The 16,602-nt window shown below is 70.4% G+C and carries 16 protein-coding genes; 7 read left to right on the top strand and 9 right to left on the bottom strand.

The genetic code is table 11. The features are described from left to right. Positions 1 to 22: 22 nt before the first annotated feature. The 3 genes from ACFU53_RS27420 to ACFU53_RS27410 all read right to left on the bottom strand — a co-directional run bounded on the left by ACFU53_RS27420 (position 23) and on the right by ACFU53_RS27410 (position 3,219). Positions 23 to 1,156 carry an Mrp/NBP35 family ATP-binding protein gene (locus ACFU53_RS27420; protein ID WP_383997729.1) on the bottom strand — a complete coding sequence of 378 codons (1,134 nt, stop codon included), beginning with the start codon at positions 1,154 to 1,156 and terminating at the stop codon, positions 23 to 25. A 43-nt stretch (positions 1,157 to 1,199) separates the two neighbouring features. Continuing rightward, a complete protein-coding gene (locus ACFU53_RS27415) occupies positions 1,200 to 1,730 on the bottom strand; it encodes a DUF1003 domain-containing protein (protein WP_383997768.1) in 531 nt (176 codons plus the stop codon). A 184-nt stretch (positions 1,731 to 1,914) separates the two neighbouring features. Then, a complete protein-coding gene (locus tag ACFU53_RS27410) occupies positions 1,915 to 3,219 on the bottom strand; it encodes a magnesium transporter MgtE N-terminal domain-containing protein (RefSeq protein ID WP_383997726.1) in 1,305 nt (434 codons plus the stop codon). A 176-nt stretch (positions 3,220 to 3,395) separates the two neighbouring features. Here ACFU53_RS27410 and ACFU53_RS27405 point away from each other — a divergent pair, with 176 nt between their 5' ends. Beyond that, on the top strand, positions 3,396 to 4,154 hold the full coding sequence (locus tag ACFU53_RS27405) for a hypothetical protein (RefSeq protein ID WP_383997724.1): 759 nt from the start codon (positions 3,396 to 3,398) through the stop codon (positions 4,152 to 4,154). A gap of 218 nt (positions 4,155 to 4,372) precedes the next feature. Here the strand turns inward: ACFU53_RS27405 and ACFU53_RS27400 are convergent, their stop codons facing one another. Further along, complete coding sequence (locus tag ACFU53_RS27400) at positions 4,373 to 4,945, bottom strand: hypothetical protein (RefSeq protein WP_383997721.1); 573 nt, start codon at positions 4,943 to 4,945, stop codon at positions 4,373 to 4,375. A gap of 97 nt (positions 4,946 to 5,042) precedes the next feature. Next, the gene (locus tag ACFU53_RS27395) at positions 5,043 to 6,167 is read right to left on the bottom strand and encodes a magnesium and cobalt transport protein CorA (RefSeq protein ID WP_383997718.1); all 1,125 of its coding nucleotides are present in this window, start codon (positions 6,165 to 6,167) and stop codon (positions 5,043 to 5,045) included. A 598-nt stretch (positions 6,168 to 6,765) separates the two neighbouring features. Between ACFU53_RS27395 and ACFU53_RS27390 the strand changes: the two genes are divergently transcribed. The 4 genes from ACFU53_RS27390 (at position 6,766) to ACFU53_RS27375 (ending at position 10,093) form a co-directional block, all read left to right on the top strand. Then, the gene (locus ACFU53_RS27390) at positions 6,766 to 7,350 is read left to right on the top strand and encodes a suppressor of fused domain protein (protein WP_383997715.1); all 585 of its coding nucleotides are present in this window, start codon (positions 6,766 to 6,768) and stop codon (positions 7,348 to 7,350) included. Positions 7,351 to 7,592: 242 nt separating this feature from the next. Further along, the gene (locus ACFU53_RS27385; protein WP_033525501.1) at positions 7,593 to 8,234 is read left to right on the top strand and encodes a DUF6758 family protein; all 642 of its coding nucleotides are present in this window, start codon (positions 7,593 to 7,595) and stop codon (positions 8,232 to 8,234) included. Positions 8,235 to 8,472: 238 nt separating this feature from the next. Continuing rightward, positions 8,473 to 9,333, top strand: coding sequence for a PHP domain-containing protein (locus ACFU53_RS27380; RefSeq protein WP_383997712.1), 861 nt, complete (start codon positions 8,473 to 8,475; stop codon positions 9,331 to 9,333). Positions 9,334 to 9,487: 154 nt separating this feature from the next. Continuing rightward, positions 9,488 to 10,093, top strand: coding sequence for a MarC family protein (locus ACFU53_RS27375; protein WP_383997709.1), 606 nt, complete (start codon positions 9,488 to 9,490; stop codon positions 10,091 to 10,093). A 71-nt stretch (positions 10,094 to 10,164) separates the two neighbouring features. Here ACFU53_RS27375 and ACFU53_RS27370 read toward each other — a convergent pair whose 3' ends face one another. Next, complete coding sequence (locus tag ACFU53_RS27370; RefSeq protein ID WP_020113966.1) at positions 10,165 to 10,317, bottom strand: hypothetical protein; 153 nt, start codon at positions 10,315 to 10,317, stop codon at positions 10,165 to 10,167. Between the two features lie 238 nt (positions 10,318 to 10,555). Here ACFU53_RS27370 and ACFU53_RS27365 point away from each other — a divergent pair, with 238 nt between their 5' ends. Further along, the gene (locus tag ACFU53_RS27365) at positions 10,556 to 11,461 is read left to right on the top strand and encodes an NYN domain-containing protein (RefSeq protein ID WP_383997706.1); all 906 of its coding nucleotides are present in this window, start codon (positions 10,556 to 10,558) and stop codon (positions 11,459 to 11,461) included. A 77-nt stretch (positions 11,462 to 11,538) separates the two neighbouring features. On the opposite strand, the gene ACFU53_RS27360 is transcribed toward ACFU53_RS27365, so the two are convergent. Then, positions 11,539 to 12,414 (bottom strand): alpha/beta fold hydrolase, encoded by an 876-nt coding sequence (locus tag ACFU53_RS27360; protein WP_383997703.1) that lies wholly within the window; start codon positions 12,412 to 12,414, stop codon positions 11,539 to 11,541. Between the two features lie 289 nt (positions 12,415 to 12,703). Beyond that, entirely contained in the window at positions 12,704 to 14,758 is a 2,055-nt protein-coding gene (locus ACFU53_RS27355) for a DEAD/DEAH box helicase (RefSeq protein ID WP_383997700.1), read from the bottom strand. A 494-nt stretch (positions 14,759 to 15,252) separates the two neighbouring features. Between ACFU53_RS27355 and ACFU53_RS27350 the strand changes: the two genes are divergently transcribed. Beyond that, positions 15,253 to 16,029: a ferritin-like fold-containing protein gene (locus ACFU53_RS27350; RefSeq protein ID WP_383997697.1), complete on the top strand. Its 777-nt coding sequence runs from the start codon at positions 15,253 to 15,255 to the stop codon at positions 16,027 to 16,029. Between the two features lie 143 nt (positions 16,030 to 16,172). Here ACFU53_RS27350 and ACFU53_RS27345 read toward each other — a convergent pair whose 3' ends face one another. Beyond that, positions 16,173 to 16,445: a hypothetical protein gene (locus ACFU53_RS27345; RefSeq protein WP_383997695.1), complete on the bottom strand. Its 273-nt coding sequence runs from the start codon at positions 16,443 to 16,445 to the stop codon at positions 16,173 to 16,175. Positions 16,446 to 16,602 lie beyond the last annotated feature (157 nt).

The raw sequence follows: 16,602 nt of genomic DNA, 5'->3' as shown, positions 1-16,602 counted from the left end.
GCCCCTCGGCTCCGTAGGCGCCCTAGAACTTGTTCCTCGGGGTGATTCCCAGACTCATGCCCGACAGGCCCCTCTGACGGCCGCCCAGCTTGCCTGCGATGGCACGGAGGGCGGAGCCGGCGGGGGAGTCGGGGTCTGAGAGGACGACAGGGCGGCCCTCGTCGCCGCCCTCGCGGAGGCGGACGTCGATGGGGATGCTGCCGAGGACCGGGACGGTGGCGCCGGTGGTGCGGGTGAGGCCGTCGGCGACGCTCTGGCCGCCGCCGGTGCCGAAGACATCGACCATCTCGTCGCAGTGCGGGCAGGGGAGGCCCGACATGTTCTCGACGACGCCGACGATCTTCTGGTGGGTCTGCACGGCGATGGAGCCGGCACGCTCGGCCACCTCGGCCGCCGCCTGCTGAGGTGTCGTCACGACGAGGATCTCGGCGTTCGGGACCAGCTGGGCCACCGAGATGGCGATGTCGCCCGTGCCCGGCGGGAGGTCGAGGAGGAGGACGTCCAGGTCGCCCCAGTAGACGTCCGCGAGGAACTGCTGGAGGGCGCGGTGGAGCATCGGGCCGCGCCAGACCACGGGGGCGTTGCCCGGGGTGAACATGCCGATCGAGATGACCTTCACGCCGTTCGCGGACGGCGGCATGATCATGTTCTCGACCTGGGTGGGACGGCCGTCGGCGCCCAGCATGCGGGGCACGGAGTGGCCGTAGATGTCGGCGTCGACGACGCCCACCTTGAGGCCGTCGGCGGCCATGGCCGCGGCCAGGTTCACGGTCACCGAGGACTTGCCGACGCCACCCTTGCCGGAGGCGACGGCGTACACGCGCGTGAGGGAGCCCGGCTTGGCGAACGGGACCTCGCGCTCGGCCTGGCCGCCGCGCAGCGCGTTCGCCAGTTCCTTGCGCTGCTCGTCACTCATGACGTCGAGTTCGACGTCGACGCGGGTGACGCCCTCGACCCTCGAGACCGCCTCGGTCACGCGCTGGGTGATCGTGTCGCGCATGGGACAGCCGGAGACCGTCAGGTACACGGCGACCGCGACCGCTCCGTCCGCGCCGATCTCCACCGACTTGACCATCCCGAGTTCGGTGATGGGGCGGTTGATCTCGGGGTCGTTCACCGTCGACAGTGCTTCACGCACCGCGTCTTCCGTAGCCATAAGGACGATGGTACGGCGACGCGCGTGGCCCCTGGGAGCCGCGTCAGCGGTCGCCCTTGTCACGTCCGCGCGGGTGTTCCGGCGGGAATACGGTCCGCGTCCCGCGCGGTCCGTCACCGTCGTGCTCGTGCAGCTCCCTGACCAGGTCATGGAGCTCGGAGCGCAGCCAGTCGCGGGTGGTCACCTCGCCGAGGCCGATGCGCAGCGCGGCGATCTCCCTGGTCAGGTACTCGGTGTCGGCGATGGAGCGCTCGTTCTGCTTGCGGTCCTGTTCGAGGTTGACCCGGTCGCGGTCGTCCTGGCGGTTCTGCGCGAGGAGGATCAGCGGGGCGGCGTACGAGGCCTGGAGGGACAGCATCAGGGTCAGGAAGATGAAGGGGTAGTTGTCGAACCGCAGGTCGCGCGGGGCGGAGACGTTCCAGACCACCCAGAGGATGATGACGACGGTCATCCAGACGAGGAACGTGCCGGTGCCCAGGAACCGCGCGATCCGCTCCGAGAGCCGTCCGAAGGCCTCCGGGTCCCACTCGGGCAGGAATTTGGCCCGGCGCGGCAGCGGCTGGTCGAGACGCATACGCGGGCGGGCAGTGGCCCCGGAGAGCGTGCGCTCCCGCGGGGGCGCCCCGGAGGGCGACGTGCGCTCACGCGCGCCCGAACCGGCGTGCGCCCGCTCACGTCCCACGTTCCGCCCTCCGGGCCGGCCGTCACGCCCCTCACGCCTTCCGGGCCGCCGGTCACGTCCTTCGCGCCCGTCCCGCTCAGGAACCATCGGCGGCCTCCTCGTCCTCGGTGGCGACGCCGTCCTCCTCGTGCAGATGGAACTCCGTCTCCCGCCAGTCCTCGGGCAGCATGTGGTCCAGCACGTCGTCCACGGTCACCGCGCCCAGCAGCGACCCACTCTCGTCGACCACGGGCGCCGCGACCATGTCGTACGTCGCGAAGAACCCGGCGACGGCACGCAGCGCGGCCTCCGGGTCCAGCGGCTGGAGATCGTCGTCGAGGATCGAGCTGACCAGGGTGTACGGCGGATCCCGCAGCAGCCGCTGGAAGTGGACCGTGCCGAGGTACTTGCCGGTCGGGGTCTCGTCCGGCGGCCGGCACACGTACACCTGGGCCGCCAGCGCGGGGGACAGGTCGGCGTTGCGGACCCGGGCGAGCGCGTCGGCGACGGTCGCGTCCGGACGCAGCACGATCGGCTCGGTGGTCATCAGACCGCCGGCGGTCTTCTCCTCGTACGCCATGAGCCGCCGTACGTCCGCCGCGTCGTCCGGCTGCATCAGCGTCAGCAGCCGCTCCTGCTCGTCCTCGGGCAGCTCGGCGAGCAGGTCGGCGGCGTCGTCGGGGTCCATGGCCTCCAGGACGTCGGCGGCCCGCTCCTCCTTGAGCTTGCCGAGGATCTCGATCTGGTCGTCCTCGGGGAGCTCCTCCAGGACATCGGCGAGCCGGTCGTCGTCGAGGGCGGCGGCGACCTCGGCCCGGCGCTTGGGGGAGAGATGGTGCAGCACGTTCGCCAGGTCGGCGGCGCGGAGCTGTTCGAAGGTCGCGAGGAGGTTCTCGGCGCCCTGCCCGTGCTCCTCCAGCGAGAACCCGGTGACCGCCGACCACTCCACGGTCAGCGTTTCCCCCTTGTGGCGCCGGAAGGCCCCGCCCTTGCCCTTGCGGACGAACACCCGGTCGATCTCCCAGTCCCGGCGGGCCGGCAGCTGTTGGACCGAGATGTCGAGGACCGTCACCTCCTCGCCCGTCTCCACGAGCTGTACCCGGCGGTCGAGCAGTTCCCCGACGACGAGGCGCTCGGTGGGCCGTTGTTCGAATCGGCGTACGTTCAGGACACCGGTGGTGATGACCTGGCCGGACTCGATGCCGGTGACCCGGGTCATGGGCAGGAAGATCCGGCGGCGCGTGGACAGTTCGACGACCAGTCCGAGCAGCCGCGGTGGCTTCCGGCCCACCCGCAGGATGGCGACGAGATCGCGGACGCGGCCCACCTGGTCGCCGTTCGGGTCGAAGACGGCGACGCCGGAGAAGTGGGAGACGAAGATCCGGGGCGCCACCGCCGCCATGAGCCGCCCCTTTCCTTCCCGTCACGAGGGGATTGTCCGCCGAGGAGGGCTTCAGGCTAGCCCGTCCCGATCGGATATGCCCTGGTGAGCGGTGCGGACGGACTGGCTCCGTGGTGCGCCGGGAGCCCCGGTACTCTGCGGTACGCCTGGACTCCCCACGAAGAGGTGCATCGCCTGTGACTGTGATTCCCCGTACCCGAAGGGCCGCACTGGTGAGCGCCGTCTGCACCCTGGTGGTCAGCGGGCTGGGGCTCACGGGGTGCAGCGAGGATCCCGACGAGGGCACCAACGGGGTCGGCAAGCTGGAGCCGGCGAAGATCCAGAGCACGACCAAGGCGGCAGCCACGACGGCGGACACGGTCCGGCTGTCCGGGGCCGTGGTGAGCAACGGCAAGACCTACAGGCTGGACATGCGCCTGAAGGAGGACGGCGGCACGGGTTCGGTGACGTCCGAGGGCTCCACCTTCCGGCTGTTGAAGGTCGACGAGCACCTCTTCCTCAAGGCCGACAAGGACTTCTGGGACCACCAGGACTCCGGGAAGGACGGCGAGGAGCACGACGATTCGGAGACGGCCGCCGCGGACAAGCTGGACGGCATGTATGTGAAGGTGCCGACCGGGGACCCCGCCTACAAGCGCTTCAGCGGCTTCACCGACAAGGACGTCCTCCTCAACAGCCTGCTCACCCTGCACGGCACCCTGTCCACGGACGGCCACCACGAGCAGTCCGGCACGCGCACCATCCGCATCACCGGCGACCAGGGCTCCGGCGGCACCCTCGACGTCTCCCTCGAAGGCACCCCCTACCCCCTCCGCCTCGTCCGCGCGGGCGACGCCGGCACCATCCTCCTCACCGACTGGGGCAAGAACTTCACCCTGGAGGAACCGGACGAGAAGTCGGTCGTCGACTACGGCAAACAACTACCGACGTCGTAACCCCCGGACCCCGGACCCCGGACCCCACCCCGGATCCGCTGCCGCAGGGTCCGACGGCCCTGTTCCGCCCGTTCGCGCCTCTTCGCCGAGTCGCTCTTCTCAGCCGGGCCGTCAGTCCCCGCCGGCTCTCCTTCTCCGCAGCGACGGTGACCAGCCACGACCGCGCATTCCGGAGGTGCCGAACCCAGCTGGGCCCACGATCAGAAACCCGGCCCTGACTACTTCCGCTTGCGGCGGCCGAAGAGCAACCGCGGTACCCCCGCCGGGATCGGCTGCCGCGTCGTCGCGGGTGTCGGTACCGGTGGCTCCGCCAGGTCGTCGTCGGGCAGCGGCAGCGTCGTACCCGTCGGCCGCAGGCGGAGCACGCGGCACTCGCGGGCCCAGCGGGCCGGCATCGCCTCGCCGTCGGGGGCGTTGAGGCGCTTGCCCTTGAGCTCGGCCACGGCGGCCTCCCACTCGGGGGAGTCCGGGGCCAGTTCGACGACGCTCGCGGCCCAGCTGACCAGCCGGCCGCCCTTGTCCTTGCTGCGGACGGTCACCACCGCCGAGCCCCCGTCAGCCAGCCCCGGCAACGGCTGCTCACCGGGCCCGTCACCGACCACACACGCGGCACCCTCGTGCCAGACGTGCCACAGCGCGCGCGACGGCTCACCCTGCCCCCGCGCCCGCCCCTGGCCCTGCGGCGTCGGCACCCCTTCACCCCGCACCCAGATGAGCCCGGACTTCTTCGTGGCCTCTTCGATGAGGGCCTGATCGAGCAGCGCGTCGGCGGTCAGCGAGTCGGCGGTCATGGGGGGCAGCCTAATCGTGCCCTCCCGAAAACCCTCGGCTCTCGGCCCTCGGCTCTCGGCCCTGGCCCCCGGCCCCGCGGCCTCGGGCCCCGCTGAGCTAGAGCCACCCGTTGCGCTTCAGCGTGCGGTGGATGCCGAGGCAGAGCGCGACCGTCACGCCGAGGACCAGTGGGTACCCGAACTTCCACCTCAGCTCCGGCATGTAGTCGAAGTTCATGCCGTAGACGCCGCACACCATCGTCGGTACGGCGATGATGGCCGCCCACGACGTGATCTTGCGCATGTCCTCGTTCTGCGCGACGGAGGCCTGCGCCAGGTTCGCCTGGAGAATCGAGTTGAGGAGCTCGTCGAAGCCGACGACCTGCTCCTGGACGCGGGCGAGGTGGTCGGCCACGTCACGGAAGTACTTCTGGATGTCCGGGTCGATCAGCCGCATCGGCCGCTCGCTCAGCAGCTGCATGGGCCGCACCAGCGGCAGCACCGCACGCTTGAACTCCATGACCTCGCGCTTGAGTTGGTAGATCCGGCCGGCGTCGGTGCCCCGGGGCGTGCCCTTGCGCCCGGGGGAGAACACCTCCGTCTCCACCTCGTCGATGTCGTCCTGCACGGCGTCCGCGACCGCCACGTAGCCGTCGACGACGTGGTCGGCGATGGCGTGCAGCACGGCTGACGGACCCTTGGCGAGCAACTCCGGGTCGTCCTGCAGCCGGTGACGCAGCGCCCGCAGGGAACCCTGCCCGCCGTGCCGGACGGTGATGAAGAAGTCCCGCCCGGTGAAGCACATGACCTCGCCGGACTCCACGACCTCGCTGGTGGCGGTGAGTTCGTCGTGCTCCACGTAGTGGATGGTCTTGAAGACGGTGAAGAGGGTGTCGTCGTAGCGCTCCAGCTTCGGCCGCTGGTGCGCGTGCACCGCGTCCTCCACGGCCAGCGGGTGCAGCCCGAACTCGGCGGCGATACCGGCGAATTCGGCCTCCGACGGCTCGTGCAGGCCGATCCAGACGAAACCGCCGTCGCGGCGCACCTGACGGATCGCCTCGTGCGGGGTCAGGTTGCGCTCGAAGGTTACGCGCGCGCCGTCGCGGTAGACGGCACAGTCCACGACGGCCGTCGTCGCCTCCGCCGGACGCGTGGCGTCGTAGACGCCCCCGTCCTTGCGCAGCGACAGACGCGAGGGACGGGACGGGCGGACCGCGGCACGCAGGTTGTGGATCATCGACATGAGCAGGCTCCTTCGCAACGAAAGGCCGCCGACGACGGTTGGAACTACCCGGAATGGGGACGTTTTGACTGCGGATGTTTGGCACGTCCACAAAGCGGGGAGCACCGCACCGTCGCGGTGACAGCTTCGCTTGATTCAGATCAGGCGACGGCTGACCGGTGGGAGATCAGCGACTTCTGATCGGCGATTCGGATCAATCGGGATCAAGACGGGAAAGAAGTGCTCTTCCGATGCGCGACGACCGGCGAGCGGCACGAAGCGAGTGAGGGTGGTAGCCAGCGGAGCGAGAACTACGGCTACGACAAGAGCTACGGAACTCGGCGAGCGGAAGAGCGGGTGGTACTGCCAGGTCGACTTCGGTCCATCGCAGCCCCACCTCCTCCGGCCGGTCCCCCGTAAGGGACGTTCCATACCCCATTCGGGGTTCCCCGTAGGGGAGTCAGTCTTCTCGATTCGGGACGCGAAGGCGTGAGAAGCCTTGAGTGCGAGGCTTCTGTGTGCTGCCCGCGTGCTGTCCCGACCGGCGCCCCAGACTAACAGTCGGCTGAAGTGTCAAGGCGCCCGTTTGCCGGTTCCTGACGCGTTCTATGCTCGGCTCATGGCTGATGTTCTTCCGTTGGTGGAGGCCCGTTTGCGCACCGCGCTGGGCGAACCGGACGCGCGCGCCGCGGTCACCTTCCTCGGCACGGACCGCATCGAAGTGCTCCGTTTCACCGACGGCGACGTCGTCCGCTACGCCACGCTCGGCATGTCCGCCCAACCGATGGCCGACCCCACCGCGGTCCTCGCCGACCCCGTCAAGGGCCCCCGCGCCGAGCTCGTCCTCTCCGTACGGCACGGCATCGCCGACACCGACAAGGTGCTCCGCCCGCTCGTCGTACTCGCCGCGTCACCGCAGGTCGAAGGCGTGATCGTGGCCCCCGGCGCCTCCCTGGACGTGGGCGATCCGCTCTGGCCCGGCGCCCCCTTCACCTCCGTCCTCGTCGCCGAGTCCGGCGGCCTGGTCGAGGACCTCGAACTCGACGCCCCCGCCGACCCCGTACGGTTCCTGCCCCTCCTCCCGATGACGGCCAACGAGGCCGCCTGGAAGCGGGTCCACGGCGCCCAGGCCCTCCAGGAGCGCTGGCTCACCCACGGGACGGACCTCCGCGACCCGGCCCGCAAGTCGGTCTCCCTGGACTGACCGGACCGCCCGACACGACTTCCCCATGTGATGGAAGGCACGCCATACGTGACCGGAGGCCGCTCGGCAGGTGGCCGAAAACCACCGCTTCCCTTGGTCGTGTGGGTAGTTGATTCCGTTGGTCGGTCCGACGGGCCGTCCGCTGTCCGGAGTCCGGCGTTCGTGCGCGGAAGGTGACGCGCACACGCCGGACGGGTGATCGTCCTTGACGCGAGGAAGCACGGGGAGGACCGTTGGGCCCTATGAGGGGCGAACCCAGTTGCCCGAAGTGTGGTGGCCGGGTCAGGGCTCCCGGTCTCTTTGCCGACTCCTGGCAGTGCGCCGCGCACGGGACGGTGCACCCGCTGCAGCCCGTGATCCCGCCCAGCGTCGAGGCCCTCAGCGTTGTGGTGCACCGCGCCAAGGTGCCGGTCTGGATGCCGTGGCCGCTGCCCGTGGGCTGGCTGTTCACCGGTGCCGCCTTCGCCGGGGATGACCGCAGCGGCGGACGCGCCACCGCCGTCGCCTGCTCCGGTCCCGGTCCGCTCGGGGGCGTCGGAGAACTCGTCCTCATCGCGGAGGAACTCGGCGTCGGCCTCGGTGCGCGGTACGCGGGCATCGACGGGCCCGACCCCGGGCCGTATCTGAGCGTCGAGAAGCCGCCGCAGGCGAAGGTGCTCGCCGCGGGCCGGCCGACGCCGCTGTGGCATGTCACCGGTACGCCGGACGACCGCGCGGTCTTCGCGGGGGAGGCGCTCGGGCTGTGGCTGTGGGCGATCGTGTGGCCCGAGCAGACTGGGCTGCTGATGTACGACGAACTGGTGCTGACGGATCTGCGGGATGCGGGGGCGGAGGTGGAGCTACTGCCGTGCGGAGCGCTCTCGCCGCGGATCCTTGAGCCATAGGGCGCCTGGTGACCGGCGCCTGGTGACCAGAGGGCAAGTCCTGGAGGCGCGGGGAAGTGCGCGACCAGCCCCCACCGGCCTGCCCGCCCCGACCCCACCGAGCGATCCGAATCATTGGGCGTCCCGCAGTGTCCGCGTGTAGGGGGCGTCATGGGGTTTCGGGTGTGACCGCACCGCTTCGAAAGCGCGCTACTCTTGACCGTCCACTTCCGTTTCGTCTGCGCCTGGAGTCCGAGTCGTGCGTATCGATCTGCACTGCCACTCCACGGCCTCCGACGGTACGGACACTCCGGCGGAGCTGGTGCGGAAGGCGGGGGCGGCCGGGCTGGACGTCGTCGCGCTGACCGACCACGACACGACGCGTGGGCACGCCCAGGCGATCGCCGCGCTGCCGGAGGGGCTCACGCTGGTCACCGGCGCCGAGCTGTCGTGCCGCCTCGATGGCGTCAGCATGCACATGCTTGCCTATCTGTTCGACCCCGAGGAGCCCGAGCTGCTCGCCGAGCGCGAGCTGGTCCGGGACGACCGGGTGCCGCGGGCCCGCGGGATGATCGCCAAGCTGAACGAACTGGGTGTACCCGTGACCTGGGAACATGTCGCGCGGATCGCCGACGGCGGTTCCGTGGGGCGCCCGCACGTGGCCACCGCCCTGGTCGAGCTCGGCGTCGTACCGACCGTGAGCGACGCCTTCACCGAGCAGTGGCTCGCCGACGGAGGCCGCGCCTACGTCGAGAAGCACGAGACCGACCCCTTCACGGCGATCCGGCTGATCAAGGGCGCCGGCGGCGTCGCCGTCTTCGCCCATCCCGCCGCCGTCAAGCGCGGCCGGACCGTACCGGAGTCCGCCATCGCCGAGCTGGCCGCCGCCGGGCTCGACGGCATCGAGGTCGACCACATGGAGCACGACGCGGCGACCCGGGCGCGCCTGCGCGGCCTGGCGAAGGAGCTGGGGCTGCTCACCACCGGGTCCTCGGACTACCACGGCAGCCGCAAGACCTGTGTGCTCGGCGAGTACACGACCGACCCCGAGGTGTACGGGGAAATCACGCGCCGGGCCACCGGAGCGTTCCCCGTCCCGGGGGCCGGCGGGGTCGTCTAGCCGTCCTCTTGGTTGTACGGCACCCGGCTGCTGCCGGCTGTGCCCACCCGTTCCCGTTCCTCTCCTTCCTGCGGAACGATTGCCCACAGTGGTTACCGGCCATCACACTGGGCTGCCCTCTTTCGTTCGTTTCTGACTCCCGCAAGGCACCCCTGTGTTCGATCTCGCCGTCTTCGGCTCTCTCTTCCTCACCCTCTTCGTGATCATGGATCCTCCCGGGATCACCCCGATCTTCCTCGGGCTCACCGCCGGGCGGCCCGCTCGGACGCAGAAGCGGATGGCGTTTCAGGCCGTCTGTGTGGCCGGGGGCGTGATCACGGTCTTCGGGCTGCTGGGACACCAGATCCTGGACTATCTACATGTGTCCGTGCCGGCATTGATGATCGCGGGTGGGCTGCTGCTTCTGCTGATCGCGCTCGATCTGCTGACCGGAAAGACGGATGAGCCGAAGCAGACGAAGGACGTGAACGTCGCGCTCGTCCCGCTGGGGATGCCGCTGCTGGCCGGTCCCGGTGCGATCGTCTCGGTGATCCTCGCGGTGCAGAAGGCGGACGGCGTGGCCGGTCAGGTGTCCGTGTGGGCCGCGATCCTGGCGATCCACGTCGTGCTGTGGCTGACGATGCGCTACTCGCTGCTGATCATCCGGCTCATCAAGGACGGCGGTGTGGTGCTGGTGACCCGGCTCGCGGGCATGATGCTCTCCGCGATCGCCGTGCAGCAGATCATCAACGGCGTCACCCAGGTCGTACAAGCCGCCTAGTCCAGGTTGTTGCAGAGCCCCGTAAGGCATCGATGCCGTACGGGGCTCTGAAGTGTGAACGGATCCGCGTACTACGAGGCGGTCACGTCGGCCGGGCGGATCCAAAGGCGCTGCCCGATGGCGGCGGCCTGCTGCACGATCCGGTTGACGGAGGCGGCTTCCACGACGGTGCTGTCGACGGGCGTGCCGCTGACATCGTCGAGTCGCAGGATTTCGAAGCGCATGGGCTTCTCCCTTCGTCTGGTCATCCTCCTGAGGAGAACTACTGGTGGTGGTTCGCGGGTCGTCGGTGCCCGTGTTCCATGAGGATTCAACGGTATGCATGTTACAAACATTCCTTACGCTAAGGAAAATTTTCGAGAAGCTAATTACTAGCTGGTAAGTGGTGTGGGGGGGTATGTCTACCAGCAGGCAGGAAGACTGATTGGGACCGGTTGTGTTCGCAGCGTGACCGCCGGGACAATGAAGGCAATGAACGACGACCTCACGGCGCTCGGCGCCCGCATCGACCGTACGAACGAGCTGCTTCACCGCATGCTCGCCGAGGTGGCGAAGACGCCCTCCACACACGCGATCTTCGTCGATGCGGGGTATCTGTACGCGGCCGTTGGACGGCTCGTCGCGGGGACGGAGGACCGGCGGTCCTTCGACCTCGACGCGGAGGGGCTCATCGACGCGCTGATCGACAAGGCCCGCACGATCTTCGCGGACAGCCGGCTGCTGCGCGTCTACTGGTACGACGGGGCGCGGCGCCGCATCCATACGGCGGAACAGCAGACGATCGCTGAACTGCCGGACGTGAAGGTGCGACTCGGCAATCTCAACGCCAACAACCAGCAGAAGGGCGTCGACTCCCTCATCCGCACCGACCTGGAGTCACTGGCCCGGCACCGCGCGATCAGCGACGCGGCCCTCATCGGCGGCGACGAGGACCTGGTCTCGGCGGTCGAGGCCGCACAGGGATACGGGGCGCGGGTCCACCTGTGGGGCATCGAGGCACCCGAGGGCCGCAACCAGGCCGAGCCGCTGCTCTGGGAGGTCGACAGTCAGCGGACCTTCGACCTCGACTTCTTCAAGCCGTACGTGTCACGGCGGGCCGCCGCCACCTACGACGCCCCCACCGGCGCCCGCCCCAGCCGCGAGGACGTCCGCTTCGTCGGCGCCCAGATCGCCGCGAAGTGGCTCGCCTCCCGGGGCCGGGAGAACGTGCAGGAGCTGCTCCACGGCCACCCGTACCTCCCCGGCTCCGTCGACCAGGACCTGCTCGTCGAGGCGGAGGGGCTGCTCCAGTACTCGCTGCGGGGGCAGGCCGACCTGAGACGGGCACTGCGGGACGGATTCTGGGAGCACTTGCGGGCGCAGTATTAGCGCCTGCCCGGAGCGCTTGCCCGGAGCCCCTGCCCCGAGCCCCTGCCCGACCCCCTGCCCGGAGCCGTGCCGCCGGGTCAGCCGGCGATCCCGTCCCAGAAGCCGATGAGGGCGTCCGCCGTCGCCTTCGGCTGATCGGTGTTGGGGGAGTGCTCGGCGTCGCGGATGACGGTGCGGTGCGCGCGCAGGCGTACGGCCATGTCGTCGAGGACCGGGATCGGCCAGGTGTCGTCGCGTTCGCCGGACAGGACGTGCTTGGGCAGGTCCACGGCGGCGAGTTCGGCGACGCGGTCGGGTTCCGCGCAGAGCTGGCGGCCCGTGGCGATGAGCTGGGCGGGGCTGGTGGCGAGCCAGCGGCGGCGCAGATCGGCGCGGTCGTCCAGCCCTTCGTCCAAGGCGCCCGTCTCGGTCTCCTCCGGCTCCGGAGCGTCCATCGCCTGGATGGCGTCCCACACCTGCTCCATGTCCATCACGGCCAGGGCGTCCCGCAACAGCTTCACGCGCTGCTGCTGGCCGACCGAGATCTGGGCGGGGCCCGAGGCAATGAGGGTGAGCGAGGCGAAGGGGGAAGCGTCCAGCAGCAGGGCGGCGCGGGAGATCTGGCCGCCGAGGGAGTGGCCGACGAGATGCAGGGGGGTGCCGTCCCTCACGGCCTCCGCCTGGGTGAGCAGGTCCTTCGCCAACTCCGCCTGCGCGTACGGGGCTTCGTCGTCCTCAACACCCGGGCTCTCGTGTTGCCCACGTCCGTCCACCGCCACCGACCGGTAACCCGCCTCGGCCAACGGCTCATGCAGCGCGATGAAGTCCTCTTTGCTCCCGGTGAACCCCGGCACGAGCAGCACGGTCCCCTTCACCGCCGTCCCCGCCTCGATCACAGCGAACTCCCCACGAGGGGTACGCAGAAGGTGGGCCCTGGCACCGGGGGGCGGTGTGAAGGTCGGGGGACGGCTCATGGGGGGAGCGTAACCGGCGGGCGGACCCGGCGGTCGCGCCACCCCTTCGCCCCCGAGGGTTCGTTGTCGGGTGCGGCTGGGTGGGAACTGCGCGACCAACCACGCCCGCAGTCGCCCCATCTCACTCTTCCGCGAGCCCATAGGCGCCCAATGGGGTGAAAGGGGCACAGCCCCTGGGGGATGGGACGTGGATGGGACGGGTAGGGAGCGGCGGGGGCGAGGAAACCCCTTGAATCGCCGAAGGCCCGGCCCCCTGAAAGGGGACCGGGCCTTCACTGGCTGGAGCGGCTCAGCCCTCCGTGCCCTCGACAGCGGCCACAGCCTTCCGCGTCCGGCGACGCGGCGCCGGAGCCTCGGCTGTCTCCTCGACGGCGGCTGGAGCCGCCGCCTTACGCGTACGACGCGGCTTCGTGGCCTGCTCCTCCGTCGGCTGGGCCGGAAACGAGGCCTCGGCCGAAGCCGCAGACTTGCGGGTGCGGCGGCGCGGCTGCGGCGCCTCGACGGCGGCCTCGGCGGCGGTGTCCGTCGCCTCGACGACGGCTTCGGCGGCCTTGCGGGTACGACGGCGGGGCTTGGCCGGGGCCTCCTCCTCGGCGGTGGTCTCCTCGACCACGGCTTCGGCGGGTGCGGCGGCGGTCTTGCGGGTGCGGCGCCGCGGCTTGGCCGGGGCCTCAGCGGCCGGCTCGGCGGCGGCCGTGCCCTCGGCCGTGTCGAGCGCGGCTTCCGCACTGGGCGCGGCCTCGGCGACGGGAGCCTCGGCGGCCTCCACCGACTTGCGGGTGCGGCGGCGACGCGGCTTGGGTGCCTCCTCGACCGACTCGGCGGGCGTGCCCGCGATGGTCTCGACCACGGCCTCGGCCTGCTCGGTCGGTGCGCCCTCGACCGCGGTCTCGGCGGCGGGATTCCCCCCGGCACGCGTGCGGCGGCGACGGCGAGGCGTACGGGCCTCGGACTCGCCGGAGTCGGTGCCCGGCGTCTGCGCGGACTCCGACGGCTCCGTGACCGCGGCGGCCTCCGGGGACACCTCGTCGGGGGTGGCGCCACCACGCGTACGGCGGCGACGGCGCGGCGTACGCGCCGGACGCTCACGCTCGCGCTCGGCGGACGAAGGGCCGGAGGAACGGCCGCCACGACCGCGCGGACCGCGCCCGCCCGGCTCGCCGAGGTCTTCCAGCTCCTCGGCGTCCAGCCCGGCCCGGGTGCGCTCGGAGCGCGGCAGAACACCCTTCGTGCCTGCCGGGATGCTGAGCTCCTCGAAGAGGTGCGGGGAGGTGGAGTACGTCTCCGGCGGGTCGCTGAACCCGAGGTCCAGCGCCTTGTTGATGAGCTGCCAGCGGGGGATGTCGTCCCAGTCGACGAGGGTGACCGCGATGCCCTTGGCACCCGCGCGGCCCGTACGGCCGATGCGGTGCAGGTACGTCTTCTCGTCCTCGGGGGACTGGTAGTTGATGACGTGGGTGACACCCTCGACGTCGATGCCGCGGGCGGCGACGTCGGTGCAGACGAGGACGTCCACCTTGCCGTTGCGGAAGGCACGCAGGGCCTGCTCGCGGGCGCCCTGGCCGAGGTCGCCGTGGACCGCGCCGGAGGCGAAGCCCCGCTGCTTGAGCTGGTCGGCGAGGTCGGCCGCCGTGCGCTTCGTACGGCAGAAGACCATGACCAGTCCCCGGCCGTCGGCCTGCAGTATGCGCGAGACCAGCTCGGGCTTGTCCATGTTGTGCGCGCGGTAGATGTGCTGCGAGGTGTTCGCGACCGTCGCGCCCTCGTCGTCCGGCGCCGTGGCGCGGATGTGCGTCGGCTGGGACATGTAACGGCGGGCCAGACCGATGACCGCGCCCGGCATGGTCGCCGAGAACAGCATCGTCTGGCGCCGGGCCGGAAGCATGTTGATGATCTTCTCGACGTCGGGGAGGAAGCCCAGGTCGAGCATCTCGTCGGCCTCGTCGAGGACCAGGCACTTGACGTGCTTCAGGTTCAGCTTCTTCTGGCCCGCGAGGTCGAGGAGCCGCCCGGGGGTGCCGATGACGACGTCGACGCCCTTCTTGAGGGCCTCGACCTGGGGCTCGTAGGCGCGGCCGCCGTAGATCGCGAGGACGCGAACGTTGCGCACCTTGCCGGCGGTCAGCAGGTCGTTGGTGACCTGGGTGCACAGCTCGCGCGTGGGGACGACGACGAGCGCCTGCGGCGAGTCGACGAGGTCCTCGGGCTTGGCGCGGCCGGCCTCGACGTCGGCTGGGACGACGACGCGCTCGAGGAGCGGGAGGCCGAAGCCCAGCGTCTTGCCGGTGCCGGTCTTGGCCTGGCCGATGATGTCGGTACCGGTGAGGGCGACCGGGAGCGTCATCTCCTGGATGGGGAAGGGGTTGAGGATGCCGACGGCCTCAAGGGCCTCGGCCGTCTCGGGAAAGATTCCGAGATCTCGGAAAGTCGTAGTCAGGGTGCTGCCTCTTCTGTGTACGCGGTGCGAGGCGAGCGCGGGGGTCGTGTCGGACCGTGCCGGGGGACGTCGGCCGCCTCACGGGCGGACCGTGTGGCACGGGACCACTGCCGACGCTCTAGCGCTCATACCGCTGAGGGGTTCCCTCCGGACGCCGTACGCAGAGTGCCGTACGGAAAAGGAGGGCTGTCGGGTCGGAGCCGATCGGGCCACCGACCGGGCATCCTCATGCGTGCGGCCCGTCGAGACACGGTCGAACTACGTCGACGTACCAGCAGGCGCATTACCACCATACCCCGGAATCGCGCATATGCGATGGCCGATTTGGTCACGTAGTCGTCGTCACACTGGATGGCACGCTGAATGGCCAGGCCCTTCCGCCTTGCACGGAGCGGGCTATTGTGCGCTTCATGACCACGTCTGACAAGCCTGAGAACGCCACCGGCGGCCAGTCCGCCGACGCCGCCGACACCGCCGAGGTCACCGGGATCGCCGCCCAGGACTGGGCCCGGGCAGCCGCCGACCCGCAGTACCGCGCCGCGGTGGTGGATCTGCTGGGCGCGCTGGCGTACGGGGAACTGGCGGCGTTCGAACGGCTCGCGGAGGACGCGAAGCTGGCGCCGACCCTCGTCGACAAGGCGGAGCTGGCGAAGATGGCGGCGGCCGAGTTCCACCACTTCGAGAGGCTCCGGGACCGGCTCACCGAGATCGGCGAGGAGCCGACGCGGGCCATGGAGCCGTTCGTCGACGCGCTCGACGGCTTCCACAAGCAGACCGCGCCGTCGGACTGGCTGGAGGGACTCGTCAAGGCGTACGTCGGCGACTCGATCGCCAGTGACTTCTACCGGGAGGTCGCGGCGCACCTCGACTCGGACACGCGCGGACTGGTGCTCGCCGTGCTCGACGACACGGGGCACGCCGGGTTCGCCGTGGAGAAGGTGCGGGGCGCGATCGACGAGGACCCGCGTGTGGGCGGGCGACTGGCGCTGTGGGCGCGGCGGTTGATGGGCGAGGCGCTGTCGCAGTCGCAGCGGGTGGTGGCCGACCGGGACGCCTTGTCCACGATGCTCGTGGGGGGTGTCGCCGACGGGTTCGATCTGGCCGAGGTGGGGCGGATGTTCTCGCGGATCACTGAGGCGCACACGAAGCGGATGGCTGCGCTGGGTCTCGCGGCCTGAGCGGGGGCGTCTAGTCGCCGTGAGGCGCCCTGTGGCCGTGGGGCGCCTTGTCGTCCGGCGGGTGCGGGTGCTTCGTGGCTGGTCGTGCAGTTCCCCGCACCCCTGGATGGGGCTTCGCCCCTGTCCGGCCTGTCCGGGGCTCCTCAGGCCGTCGCTGAACTGCTGCGTCGAAATCGTTCCGTCGGGCGCAGGAGCAGGGACAGGGAGGCCGCTGCGACGATCAATGCGCCGGTGAGGATCAGCGGGTAGTTCGCGGAGCCCAACGCCGTGTGGGTGAGGAAGGCGCCGAAGAGGGCGCCGACGGTGCCGGTCGGAAGGACCAGGGTGCGGGACGGCAGGCGGTGCGGTAGGCGGTAGGCGGCGGCGCAGGCCACGGCGAAACCGAGGATTGCGGATCCGAGTGCTTCCAAGAACATGATCGGGGTTCCCTCCCGCACGGCCTGGCCTGGGCAAATCGGTCGTAGCCGGTACTACCCGCGAGTCGTGGAACGCAATCATCGTCTGTGGATGAGATGTGGTCGCTCTGTGCGGTTCGGCCCATGGGGCCATGAGGGGTGGGCATAGGGATGGGGC

The sequence above is a fragment of the Streptomyces sp. NPDC057474 genome, assembly GCF_042802555.1.
Taxonomy (GTDB): domain Bacteria; phylum Actinomycetota; class Actinomycetes; order Streptomycetales; family Streptomycetaceae; genus Streptomyces.
The sequence above is the reverse complement of the archived record's forward strand: the minus strand, read 5'-3'. Positions and strand labels throughout refer to the sequence as shown.